This window comes from Pediococcus pentosaceus, assembly GCF_001437285.1.
GTDB classification, from domain to species: Bacteria; Bacillota; Bacilli; order Lactobacillales; family Lactobacillaceae; genus Pediococcus; species Pediococcus pentosaceus.
On the sequence record NZ_JQBF01000002.1, the window covers coordinates 236,014 to 249,001 of the forward strand.

General features: G+C 36.0%; 11 protein-coding genes and 2 pseudogenes. 3 read left to right on the forward strand and 10 right to left on the reverse strand.

Annotated elements, in window-relative coordinates:
- Nucleotides 1-6: 6 nt before the first annotated feature.
- Nucleotides 7-405, reverse strand: coding sequence for a fluoride efflux transporter FluC (locus IV86_RS02980; protein WP_023440359.1), 399 nt, complete (start codon nt 403-405; stop codon nt 7-9).
- A 173-nt stretch (nt 406-578) separates the two neighbouring features.
- Here IV86_RS02980 and IV86_RS02985 point away from each other — a divergent pair, with 173 nt between their 5' ends.
- Nucleotides 579-935 (forward strand): DUF1516 family protein, encoded by a 357-nt coding sequence (locus IV86_RS02985; protein WP_011673364.1) that lies wholly within the window; start codon nt 579-581, stop codon nt 933-935.
- Nucleotides 936-1,337: 402 nt separating this feature from the next.
- Here the strand turns inward: IV86_RS02985 and IV86_RS02990 are convergent, their stop codons facing one another.
- From IV86_RS02990 to IV86_RS08825, 5 genes and pseudogenes are all read right to left on the reverse strand, one after another.
- Complete coding sequence (locus tag IV86_RS02990; protein ID WP_002833067.1) at nt 1,338-2,372, reverse strand: zinc-binding alcohol dehydrogenase family protein; 1,035 nt, start codon at nt 2,370-2,372, stop codon at nt 1,338-1,340.
- Between the two features lie 46 nt (nt 2,373-2,418).
- On the reverse strand, nt 2,419-3,087 hold the full coding sequence (locus tag IV86_RS02995; RefSeq protein WP_002833068.1) for an NAD(P)H-dependent oxidoreductase: 669 nt from the start codon (nt 3,085-3,087) through the stop codon (nt 2,419-2,421).
- Between the two features lie 287 nt (nt 3,088-3,374).
- On the reverse strand, nt 3,375-4,463 hold the full coding sequence (locus IV86_RS03000; RefSeq protein ID WP_056979345.1) for an L-dopachrome tautomerase-related protein: 1,089 nt from the start codon (nt 4,461-4,463) through the stop codon (nt 3,375-3,377).
- A 31-nt stretch (nt 4,464-4,494) separates the two neighbouring features.
- Nucleotides 4,495-5,024 (reverse strand): annotated as a pseudogene (locus IV86_RS08895) (YbhB/YbcL family Raf kinase inhibitor-like protein).
- A gap of 251 nt (nt 5,025-5,275) precedes the next feature.
- A pseudogene (locus IV86_RS08825) lies at nt 5,276-5,643 on the reverse strand (winged helix-turn-helix transcriptional regulator).
- 353 nt (nt 5,644-5,996) lie between these two features.
- On the opposite strand from IV86_RS08825, the gene alsS reads away from it, so the two are divergent.
- Nucleotides 5,997-7,676 (forward strand): acetolactate synthase AlsS, encoded by a 1,680-nt coding sequence (alsS, locus tag IV86_RS03015; protein WP_056979346.1) that lies wholly within the window; start codon nt 5,997-5,999, stop codon nt 7,674-7,676.
- Nucleotides 7,677-8,201: 525 nt separating this feature from the next.
- Nucleotides 8,202-9,704: a glutamate/gamma-aminobutyrate family transporter YjeM gene (yjeM, locus tag IV86_RS03020; RefSeq protein WP_002833073.1), complete on the forward strand. Its 1,503-nt coding sequence runs from the start codon at nt 8,202-8,204 to the stop codon at nt 9,702-9,704.
- 48 nt (nt 9,705-9,752) lie between these two features.
- Here yjeM and msrA read toward each other — a convergent pair whose 3' ends face one another.
- The 4 genes from msrA to IV86_RS03040 all read right to left on the reverse strand — a co-directional run bounded on the left by msrA (nt 9,753) and on the right by IV86_RS03040 (nt 12,986).
- Complete coding sequence (msrA, locus tag IV86_RS03025; RefSeq protein ID WP_002833074.1) at nt 9,753-10,268, reverse strand: peptide-methionine (S)-S-oxide reductase MsrA; 516 nt, start codon at nt 10,266-10,268, stop codon at nt 9,753-9,755.
- A gap of 15 nt (nt 10,269-10,283) precedes the next feature.
- The gene (gene msrB, locus IV86_RS03030; protein WP_002833075.1) at nt 10,284-10,727 is read right to left on the reverse strand and encodes a peptide-methionine (R)-S-oxide reductase MsrB; all 444 of its coding nucleotides are present in this window, start codon (nt 10,725-10,727) and stop codon (nt 10,284-10,286) included.
- Between the two features lie 85 nt (nt 10,728-10,812).
- Entirely contained in the window at nt 10,813-11,952 is a 1,140-nt protein-coding gene (locus IV86_RS03035; RefSeq protein ID WP_002833076.1) for a glycerate kinase family protein, read from the reverse strand.
- 101 nt (nt 11,953-12,053) lie between these two features.
- Nucleotides 12,054-12,986 (reverse strand): manganese-dependent inorganic pyrophosphatase, encoded by a 933-nt coding sequence (locus tag IV86_RS03040; protein WP_002833077.1) that lies wholly within the window; start codon nt 12,984-12,986, stop codon nt 12,054-12,056.
- Nucleotides 12,987-12,988: the final 2 nt, after the last annotated feature.

Sequence of the window (12,988 nt, forward strand, 5' to 3'; positions counted from 1 at the left end):
GAAATATCACCAATCCTTTCGATAATGTTTGAGTAGTTTACCACCCAGAAATTGTCCGAAATTGGCTAAAATTAAGGATAGAATAACGGATGTAAGCAAAAAAATAATCATCGTCCTAAAATGTGCTACAGTAAGTTGATTTAATAGTGCTAATTCAAAAGTGGAGAAGGTCGTGAAGCCACCCATCAATCCCGTAGTTAATCCTACGTTAATAGTATCTGAGGTATCTAACAAGGTTAATAGCCCGCCTGTTAGTATTCCTAGGAGCAAGGCTCCAAGAACATTAATAAGAATTAGTGATAATGGAAAAGAGGGGAATCGAGCATCAAAATATAACTGGAGTAGATACCGTAAGATTCCTCCAATCGCGCCAAAAATTGCAACGCTTAATGATCTATTTAACAATGGTTATCAGCCTTTCTAATTTAATTTTTGATTTTCCATCTAAATTTAATAAGTTATCCATAATTATCTTGTTTAAGATTTCAGTATTATTACATTTAGGAAGTGACGTTAATATAGTGTTTGCAGTTATGCTAAACTGTTTTTAGCAGTTTAAATTAAAAGGAGCTACTTTAATGTCAACATTAATGTTTGTACATGTTATATTATGGATTTTAATTGGATTAATTTGTACATATGGAATTACAATTGATCAATTTCACCAAACACTGATTGCACAGTATTGTGCAAGAATATTGGATATCGCACTTATTATAACGGGATTAGTGAATGTTGTTCATACAGTTGCAATGTCACCATTGCTAGTCTGGATTCAATTTATTCTAGAAATTATCACAATCGGACTACTTGATTTTACACTTATTAGCAAAAGAAATAAAAAGAATGTTAAACCTAAGTCTATAATGCTATTTGTTTTAGTTTTTGCTGTTACTACTATTTTAGGTACTGTAATTCAATATTTGTTTGGTTAATCCAAAATAAAAGCCTTCTTAAACCAGATTTAAAAACTGGTTTAAGAAGGCTTTTTTGATAAATAAGATATAAAGCTACCTAAATGTTAATTACTAAATTTATAAATTGTAGCCGCAATAAAAATATAGTTAGTATTCTAGCTAACATTATAACTGGTAGCATATAAAAATATGTTGGTAATAATTAAAAAATAAGAGGAGGAGAGATATAAGAATGGTTACTTTGTATTTTTCTTATTCTAGTTTACATAATATATATTATACAAAGTTTATAATAAATCGAATAATATAAAATAGTATTTATTTTAAATATTAAAATCACTTTTATTCATTCTTATACTTCTCCCAAAAAATAGCAATTCATTTTACGTCTGTTAAAATGAATTGCTATTTTTAATGTATTTATTTACTAGCATTAAATGGGCCGCTAATAACTACTTTGCCTAGCATATGTCCCGTTTCAACATCTTTTGTTGCTTTCTTCAAATTAACGGCATTGATGCCATCGGAATAAACTTTACTTAATGTTGTCGTTAGTTGACCTTCGTCCGCCAATCTAGCAATTACTTTTAAAGCTTGTCCTTGAGTTTCAATTTGATAATTGTAATCGGTTTTCGCAAACATGTATTCCCAATCAAAGCTAACCGACAAATTTTTCCAATCGCTGATATCAAGCGCGTCATGAATTCCTACGATAGTCCCGACATGACCAAATGGATTAATCATATGTTTAATCTGACCCAAGTAATGAGTGATATCGAATAAAACAGCAATATAGTCTACTTTTTGGACCCCTAATTCATCCTTTAAATCATCATGATAATCAATAGGGTGATCTACACCTAATTTTTCTAACCATTCGAAGTTTTCAGGACTCGCGGTTGCATAAATTTCTAACCCAGCCCAGTGTGCTAATTGGTTCAAAACTGAGCCAACGCCACCTGCTCCGTTAATGACTAAGATTTTTTTGCCTTTGTTAGCACCTTCTTCGGGGATTAAACCAAATTTTTCAAAAAGCAGTTCATATGCTGTCAAAGAGGTTAGTGGCAAAGCTGCAGCTCCTTCATCCGATAGTTTTTTGGGTGCTAAAGCAACAATGCGTTCATCAACGGCTTGATATTCTTGGTTGCTACCGGCACGAGTAGTTGTCCCTGCATAAAAGACGCGATCGCCAATTTTAAACTTCTCGACTTCTTTTCCGGTATCGACTACCTCACCAACTGCATCGAAGCCTAAAACTCGAAGCGCATTTCTTTTAATACTATCTTTACGCAATTTAGTATCGATCGGATTCACAGATACTGCCTTTACTTTTACTAGAACATCTCTAGATTCAAGATTCGGTACTATCTTTTTTTCGTCAATAAAACTTCTTTCTTCATTAATTGGCAATCCTTCAAAAAATCCAACTGCATGCATAAACTCCTTTTCTAACATGTGAACTCCTCCTTGATTTTATTTATCTTTTTACGAATTGCATCTTTTATTTAATCACATCATAAATATCAGATAGGCTTTGACGCTTCTTTTCAGGTATTTCTTGGTCCCGATAACCAAAGCCAGCCATATAAGAAACGCCAAACTCATCCAAATTGATGATTTTTTTCTTTTCTAAATAGTTTTCAACCGATTCTTTATTAAAACCTTCAATTGGCACACTGTCAATTCCTAAGTAGGCCGCAGTTGTTAGCATGTTAGCTAAAGGAATGTAGGTTTGTTTTGAGGCCCAGTCGAACAATGAACGTTCATCAGTTAAACCAAAGTCGTTTTTTTGAAAGTTATTAAAAAATATCGTTTGAGGCGATGTTTCAGAGTAAGGAACACCGAATACATCTTCCACCATATGTTTAACATGAGGGCTATTACCGGTTAAGTTTTTGCGTGCTAGCACAATTAAAAAATGACTAGCTCCATATAAACTATTTCGTGCTCCCCAAGCAATATCTTGTAGATCATCTTTTATTTGTTGGTTTTTCACTAATAAAAATTTCCAAGGCTCATAACCAAAAGAACTTGGCGACAACCGAGCTGCTTCCATAATCGTCATCCAATCTTCCTCGGCAATTTTCTTGGTCGGATTAAAAGATTTTGTCGCAAAGCGGTGCTTGTGAACATATAGTATTTCTTTACGTAATTCAGTTTGATCAGTCATTTTTTCTCCCTTTTAAAACTATTGGATTTTGCAAAAAGTATATAAAGATATCTGAACTATAGTTGATGAAAATTTCAAAGTAACGCATTTTTAGAGAAGGACCTTTCAAAAGCGTAATCAAATCATCTTATCGCTCGGGTATTTCGTTAATTAATTATCTTATGTTAAAGATTTAAATAAAGACTTCGAAACCTTACTTTTAGGTATTGAGACTAAGAGTTGCACAAATTGCAACTACCGACAATAAAGATAACGTAGAAATCCGAGAACTGTTACATTTAATGATATTATTTTACTTTAGCTGGACCTTTACCAATAAAAATACGAAATAAGCTATAAGGTTTTTCACGTAAGTCTTTACCTTTATGGAAACTTGGTTGGCGTTGCAATTGGTTAGTATTAAAGTATAAGTATTCATCTGGACCAATTGACAAAGTATCAGGCCATAAAATACGAGGATCATGAGCCAATGTTTCGAATGAACCATCAGTATTAATGATACGAATACTATTATTTTCGAAGTCACCAGCGAAAATTGTACCGTCTGCTGCAGTAATCATACCATCTGAAGCCCCCTTTTCTCCCCAGTCTTTGACATGTTTTTCAAGTTTTTCATCTTCAATATCTTTATCGAAAATCAAATCGGTATTAATAGAATAAAGGTGACGGCTTGATAATGGACTGAAGTACAATGTTTTACCATCTGGTGAAATTGCAATTCCGTCAGCTGCCACTTGCCACGGAGAAGTTGAACCATCTGCTTCCCGATTCATCAAGATTTTGCCCTCTACTTTAGGAACGAAATCAGAATCAACGGCTGTAGAACGGGCGCCATCTAAAATTCGGAAGGAATCGCCAGTTCCAAGATCAACGACGATCAACGCACCTGGTCCTGTAATGGAAGAATCAGTGATATAAGCTACCCCTTCTGATCCTCGACGCAAGTCAATCCGTACATCATTTAAATAAGTAGAATTTAGAACAACATCATTGGCAAAAGTATAGATTTTCCGGATAGTATTGCTTTCTAAATCAATCGCAACTAATTTTGCTCCGCCTTTAACAGGAACATCAAAGTTCGGCGCAGCAGTGTCTAATACCCATAGAGTTCCTTCGCCGTCAGCAACGATACTTTGAACGCTTAAAAAATTTTTCTCAGGATTTTTAGGGTCAAAAGTGTTAAGTTCTTGGCTAGGATAAGCAACTAGTTCACCATCCACAACTTCAGTAACAGTTGCTTTTACACCATCGCCCCATTCAGGAAAGTTAATGAAAATACGACCTGTTTCTGTCACACTGACACCTGTTGGCATTTCATCATAAAAAGCATGCACTTGTTCTAATTCACCAAAAAAATTTTCTGTAGGATAATTCATCATATGTCTTCCTTTCTGATTCAGATAAAGATTATTTTACTTCTACCTCGAAATTCAATACTCCGCGGGCCAATACATGACCAAACATAGTAAATCCTAAAAAAGCTGGGGTAGAATCTTCTGGAATAGCAACTGTTTCTACATTTAATGCCCAAACAGTTAAGAAATAGTGATGCACCCCATGTCCTTTAGGAGGAGCGGCTCCGATATATTTTTTGTTCGTGCGTCATTTGGTAATTGAATTGCCTTCGAAGGTAATTTTGAATTATCCTTGTTGCCAGCATCTTGTGGTAATTTGTTTACTGTAGCTAAAATGTTATAAACAGCCCAATGCCAGAAACCTGAACCAGTTGGAGCATCTGAATCATACAAAGTGACAACAAAACTTTTTGTATCACTTGGTGTTCCTGTCCAGCTAACTTCCGGTGAAATGTCTTGTCCACCTTCGATGCCAAAATCACCAGACATAAATTTTATATCTGAAAGTCTACCATTAACAATGTCTTTACTTGTGACATCAAAGGATGGCACATTTTGCAAACCTAAAAATGGATTATTCATTGTACATCTCCTATAAAAAATAACGTTAAGATTCATCAATGGAAATAGATTAACCCCCCTTGTTAAAGAAGTAAATTAGGGAAATTATTTATACTTCCGGATTCTACACCCGCTCTAATTCAAAATCCCATGATTCCCTTAAATTCAATTGTTCGTACAATTTATTGGTGTCGCTGGCCATCAAGCTCTGTCTCTCAAAGGTAAGTAAGAAAGATTGGACGAAATTGAATACTTACTTGCAAGGTCCTTAACTAAGATCCTCCTAAAAATTCTTCTTTTAATTTTCCGGCATAGCGTTGGTTGTAGTTTTCTCCCCAGTTGTACAGCATTTCAATGACTGGTCTTAGTGAGTAACCATAGTCAGTGACTCGATAAACCACCTTTAATTTTTTTCCTGAATAACCTCTCGTTCAACCAGTTTATCTGCTTCTAAGTCTTTTAACTGAAGGGAAAGCATTCGGCGCGTAATTCCCGGGATCGTCCTTTGAAGCTCACTATATCGTAATTCACCATCAAAGATTAAATGGTACAATAGAACACTTTTCCAGCGTCCAGAGATAATTTGCAATGTTGATTCCACCGAACAACCTTTTTTACAGTTGTATATTTTTCTTATCAAGTAATTTCGCCTCCATGATAGATATGGAATTATATTAGTCTCTTACTTACAAAAAGTAAACTTTTTATTCATAACCTAACCAAGGAGGTAAAATTTTTTAATACTTCGAGGTTAGGATTTGGATAAAATACAACCTTTGTTTTGTCATCACTTGCATCAAGTTGCAAAAGTTAGCGGTAAATTTTGTTAATAAATATGAACAATTAAATTTAAAGGAAATGTGGGATTCTGAATTAAAGAAGATGTAGATCCGGAAGTATAAATAATTTCCCTAATTTACTTCTTTAACAAGGGGGGGTAATCTATTTCCATTGATGAATCTTAACGTTATTTTTTTATAGGAGGTATTTATTATGAGTATGAACGGTGCAGATTTAATCGTAGACACGTTGATAAAGAACGGTGTTAAATATGTCTTCCAATTACCTGGTGGTAAACTTGGTCCCTTATTAATGGCTTTAAAGAAGCGTGAAAAAGAAATTGAAGTTGTAACGGTAAGACATGAACAAAATGCAGGTTTTATGGCACAAGGAATTGGTCGTATTACTGGTCGACCTGGCGTTGTGATGACAACCTCTGGTCCTGGAGCTTTGAATCTTGTGACTCCATTAGCCACAGCAACCTCTGACGGCGATCCTGTTCTAGCGATTTCTGGTCAAGTACCGCAAGCCAAATTGTTAACGCCTTACCCACAGAACCCTAACATTTCAGGCGTGATGAATGATTCAACTGTAACAAAATATGCAAAAGAAATTGAAGATACAGGTGCTCTTGCTGATGAAGTAGCGAATGCATATATTACAAGTATCAATGGCAATCCTGGCGCGGTATTTATGGATGTTCCTGGTAATGTATTGCTCGCTGAAACCGAAAAAGAAGGACTTGAATTTACGGCTATTGCAGATCAATTAGCTAATACGATTAGTGATGAAAAAACTATTTCTGATACAGTAGGTAAAATCAAACAAGCAAAACGCCCTGTAATTATTGTCGGCGCTCGTGCGATGGATGAATCGGCTGCCAAGGCAATCCAAGCTTTCGTAAGAAAAACTGGTATTCCAGTGGTTGAAACCTTTGAGGCAACAGGTTTATTGACTCATGAGTTTAATGAAAACTATGTCGGCCGTGTTGGTTTGTTTAACAATTTGCCTGGTGATGAATTAGTCTATAATAGTGACTTAGTAATTACTTTAGGTTTAAATTTAGTTGAATATTGGGCTTCAGTATGGAATTCTGACAAGAAAACTGTGGTTGACATTGATACAGTGGTAGATCACTTAGATGAAACTTTTATCCCAGATACATTAGTACTTGGTAACATTGCTAAAAATTTAAAAAACATCACCAAAATAATTTCTGAACAAAACATCACAGATGAATGGAAGTCTACTGTTCATACATTACAAGAAAAATTACTGATGAAAAAACAAGTTCCTAAAACAATTTCTAGTGATTCGTTGCACCCATTAGAAATTGTTAGTTCGTTACAAAAAGTTATTGATAAACATCCAGATACAACTGTTGTGATGGACGGTGGTAGCCACGAAGTTTGGATGGGGTCTTACTTAAATGTTTATCGGCCGAAACATTTTTTGATGTCTGATGGTCAGCAAACGCTTGGCGTAGGTCTTCCATGGGCAATTTCTGCTGCATTCCTTCGCCCAAATGAAAAGATTTTGTCTTCTGGTGGCGATGGGAGCTTTATGTTCTCATCACAAGAATTGGCAACAGTTGCACACTATAAATTAAATATTGTTCAAGTAATATGGGTTGATAAGGAATATAATATGGTTGAATTCCAACAAGAACTAGATTACCAAGGACAAGAAGAAGGCGTTGATATCGACTACATCGGTTACAAAGAAATGGCCGAAAGCTATGGTATCAAAGCAAGTCGGGTTCATTCGAAAGAAGCATTGGACGCGGCCCTAATTGAGGCTTATAGGACAACTGAACCAATGGTTATCGAAGTGATAGAAGACAATAAACAAAATATTCACTTGCGTGACAAAGACGAACTAAAGAAATATTAATAATTATAACTGAAGTAATTTAGTCCCTAACCAAGCCCGTTAATTCTGGTACGTTGTAAGGGACTTTTTTTGAAAAAGTGCCTTTATCTTTGATGACTGTTACTCATACAAAGATATTTACCAAATTTCTATAAAGAGATGTATTGATGAATGTTGAATTCTTTCTTATACTTTCACTGAAAAAACATTCTATATTAATTACAGAAATTAAGTATTATTTATCATTTAAAATATTCATTTTCCTTATTATATTCATAAAATAATGAATAAATACATTTTGGAGTTAGATTAAAAAAATAACTAATTAAAAATTAGCTTATATAATTTTAAAAATTTATCCAGGAAATACTACTTTGTGATTAAATAAACAGTAACTTATCAAGGCAAACACCCTATATAATTAAATTATGATTTAAGTACAATTAGATTTTAATGATACGTAAATGATTTACCTATACTTCTGCTATAATATTATTCATATGTAATTTGTTTTTATTCATAAATATAGTTAGGGGTAGATTCACTATGGGTGAACAAAAGAAAAAACTATCGCTTGGCGCTTTAGTTTTGATGATTTTTACAACCATTTTTGGTTTTGGTAATACTCCAACAGCCTTCCAACAAATGGGTTACGGAGCTATCTTTTGGTACATTGTCGGTGCTATTTTATTCTTTATTCCAGCAGGTTTGATGTTTGCTGAATATGGTTCCACTTTCAAGGAAGCAAAAGGTGGGATTTATTCTTGGTTAGAAGGTTCAATTGGTGAAAAATGGGCCTTTATCGCAACCTTCATGTGGTTAGCTTCATGGCTAATCTGGATGGTTATGATTGCTCAAAAGATTTGGATTACACTAGCCACAATCATTTCTGGTCATGACACAACTGGTAGTTGGTCATTTCTTGGACTTAACTCAACTTTAACAGTTGGACTGCTTGCCATTCTATGGATGGTGTTTGTTACTTGGGCAACAACTCGTGGAATCAATACTTTGGCTAAAGTGTCTTCCCTTGGTGGTATTGCTGTAATGGTTATGAATGTTATCTTGCTTCTCGCAAGTGCCTTCATTTTAATCGCTAACCATGGTCACCTTGCCCAACCTATTCACCATTTGAGTGATTTTGCTACTTCGCCTAGCGCACAGTTCCAATCACCAATCGCTTTAATTTCATTTGTTATCTATGCAATCTTTGCTTATGGTGGTTTGGAATCCATTGGTGGTGTTACTGATAGTTTGGATAAGCCAGAAAAAACTTTCCCTAAAGGAATTATGATCGGTGGTGTGGTTATCGCCGTGGGTTATTCTTTAGCAATCTTCCTTTGGGGCGTTTCTGCTAACTGGAACACAGTTATTCTTGCTCAAAAAGCTAACCTGGGTAACATTACTTATGTGATGATGCAAAACCTTGGTTTGGAATTAGGTAAAGCCATGGGTATGAGCCCAGCTGCTGCTGCAATCATGGGAACTACCTTCTCAAGATTTGCGGGTGTTGGGATGTTATTTGCTTATGTTGGTTCATTCTTCGTTCTTAGTTACTCACCATTGAAGTCCTTTATCATGGGTTCTCCTAAAGAACTATGGCCAAAGAAGATGACTGAGTTAAACAAGAATGGTATGCCTGCCAATTCAATGTGGCTACAAGCTATCGTTGTTATTGTATTTATCGCAGGTATTTCAATTTTAGCTTCAATTACTCACAAAGAAGCTACTTTCTTCTACAACGTACTTACTTCAATGAGTAACGTATCTACAACTTTACCTTACTTATTCTTAGTTGGTGCCTTTCCATTCTTCAAGGCTAAAGAAGGACTTGATCGACCTTTCGAAGTTTATCGTAGTCGTCCTTGGATGTTAACGATTGTTACAGTTGTACTTCTAACTGTCGGAATTGGTGTGGTATTTACTGCTATCTCACCATTCATTTCTGGTGATTTGTTCACAGGTTTCTGGACAGTTGCTGGTCCTGTATTCTTTGCTATCATCGCTTGGATCTTCTTGGTTAGAAGAGAAAAAAATAAAAATATTTAATTAAAAACTAAAAGATGAGAGTTCATTTAAAATGAACTCTCATCTTTTTTATTTCCAATATTTTTTCTGAAATTCTGATCGTCCACCCGCTTCTTGAATTTGGTAACGAAGGGGATTTTTCTTATAAAATTCTTGGTGTTCTTCTTCAGCTGGATAAAATGGTTGAGCATCTTCAATTTTAGTAACAATAGGGTCATCAAACATTTCAGATTTGGCTAATTGTTCCCTAGATTTTTCAGCAATTTCACGCTGTTCAGCACTATTCACAAAAATTACTGGTCGGTAATTATCGCCACGGTCCTGGAACTGCCCCATTGCATCAGTTGGATCAGTTTGTTGCCAGTAGATTTGAACTAATTGGCGATACGAAATAATTTCCGGATCATACGTGATTTTAACAGCTTCTGTATGTCCAGTAGTATGACTAGTAACTTGTTCATAGGTCGGGTTGGCGACATGCCCTCCTGTATAACCTGAAACAACGTTGATAATACCAGGTTGAGTTTCAAAAGGTTCTACCATGCACCAAAAACACCCACCGGCAAAAATAGCAGTTTCTTCCATAAGTAAATCACGCTCCTAATTAAATAGTTTCTTTAAATAACCTAGATTATGCGCTTCTAAATCGTCATATGCAATGAATTTCAGGGCAGCCGAATTGATACAATAACGATTTCCACCTTGATCGAGAGGCCCATCATCAAATACGTGTCCTAAGTGAGAGTTAGCATCCTTGCTGCGGACTTCCACTCGTTCCATGCCATAAGAAGAATCTCGATGATTAACCACTAATTTAGGGTCAATAGGCTTGGTAAAAGAAGGCCAACCACAGTGAGCGTCATATTTATCGGTGGAACTAAAAAGTGGCTCACCACTGACGACATCAACGTAAATCCCCTTTTGGTAAAAATTATCGTATTTACCGGCGAAAGGATGTTCAGTAGCAGCATTTTGTGTAACCTCATATTCTTCAGGAGACAGTTTCTTTTTTAGCTCTGCTTTGGACCAGTTATTTGAATTCATTTAAATTCCCCCTTACCTATAACATCGATTATAAAACATTCATGTCTTTTAGGGGATTAAGATGCTTACAAAATAAAAGCTTAAGTTAAAACTTATTAATTAATCGGGCAATATTCTCAGCAACTTGGGCAATATCATGCGGAGCATCGATCAATGCTTGCTCTAAAGTTTTAACACCTGACACACTTGAAAACACCGCATCGATTGCTTTATCTGAATACAATTCATCGATACCTTCACCAATATTACCAGTGATTACAATTACTGGAGCGCTTGCAGCAACAGATTTAGTTGCCAATGCCACTCCATAAGGCGTTTTACCAAACTTCGTTTGATAATCAACACCACCTTCACCGGTAAAAACAAAATCAGCTCCTTGAGCTTGTTCCTTAAGTCCGCTATATTCTGTAACAATATCAATTCCCTTTTTGATAGATGCGTTGGTAAAAGCTAGTAAGCCCGCACCTAGCCCCCCAGCTGCACCTGCTCCAGGATAATTAGCTAAGTCTTGATTTAAATCGCGTTTAATAATTTCAGCATAATGCGTGAGACTTTCATCTAAAATTCGGATCATTGCCGGCGTCGCGCCTTTTTGGGGTCCAAAAACTACGGATGCTCCCTTTGGACCAACTAAAGGATTCGTCACGTCTGAAGCGATTAAAAATTGGACTTTAGCTAAACGCGGATCAATGTCAGTCATGTCAATTTGAGCTAAATGCTTTAGTGCTTCACCTCCACGACCAATTTCATGATGCTTATTATCCAATAAATGGACCCCGATGGCTTGAGCCATTCCAGCCCCTCCATCATTAGTGGCACTTCCTCCGATTCCAATAATCAGCTTTGAAATATGATAATCTAAAGCCTTTAAAATTAATTCTCCGGTTCCATAGGTTGTAGTTATTAAAGGATTTTGTGTATTTTGATTAATAAATTGAATACCACTTGATTGGGACATCTCAATTACCGCGGTTTTATGATCACCTAAGATACCAAATGTAGCTTCTACTGGATCTCCTAATGGACCAGTCACTTTTTCGGTAATTAATTTTCCATTAGTAGCATCAACCAGTGCTTGCACGGTTCCTTCTCCCCCATCTGCCATAGGGACTAACGTGTAATCAGCCTTCGGATAAACCCGAGCAATACCATTTTGGATTGCGATGGCTGCTTGTTTGGCAGTTAATCCACCCTTAAATGAATCTGGTGCAATAACAAATTTCATATTATATATTTACTCCTAGGTTATGACTTTTAGTATATCTAATCCTATTTCAGTGGAAACAAAAAACAGATGACCTTAAGCCATCTGTTTTAGTATTCGTCTTATGCAAATGCATCCATTAAAGGAGGTACAACTTGTTTTTTACGTGATACAACGCCAGGAAGGTCTGCTGTGTTGTGATCTGATAATTCAGTGTTAAATGCTTTTTCAACGATATCCTTTGGTTCACCAACTACTAGTAAGCGTGAATCACTTGAAAGAATGTTAGTTGCAAGTAATAAGAACATGTCATAGCCGTTCTTTTGGTTTTCTTCTTCCATTGTCTTAACTAGTGCAGTTTCACGGCTAAATACGTCATCGAGATCAACTGTGTTCACTTGACCAATACGGATTGTCTTTCCACCCATATCAAAGCTCTTAGCGTCACCGTCAACCAATTCTAATTCAGACTTGCTAGAAAGGTCCGTTCCGGCCTTAAGCATTTCTAAACCGTAAGTTTCTACGTCGATATTAGCAATTTTAGCTAGTTCTTCAAGGGCTTTACGGTCATCATCAGTTGTAGTTGGTGACTTAAGGAGTAGCGTATCAGAAACAATGGCTGAAAGCATCAATCCAGCTAATTTAGCAGGAATTTCAACATTATTTTCATGGAATAATTTAGTTAAAATTGTACTTGTACAACCTACTGGTTCAGCACGGTAGAACAAAGGTTGTGAAGTTTCAAAGTTAGCAATCCGATGATGATCAACGACTGCAGTAACTGTTACTTGATTAAGATCTGAAACACTTTGTTGGCTTTCATTATGGTCAACAAGCATAACTGAATCTACTTCGTTGGCAGCTGTTTCGATTACTCGTGGAGTTGCTTCATCAAAGTGTGATAAAACAAAAGCTGTTTCAGGGTTAGGATTGCCTAAAGCAACGGCTTCTGCATCTGCTACTCCCAATTGATTTTGTAAATATGCAAAGGCCTTCGCAGCAACGATTGCGTCTGTATCTGGATTAGAATGTCCGAAAACAAGTTGTTTATTCATTA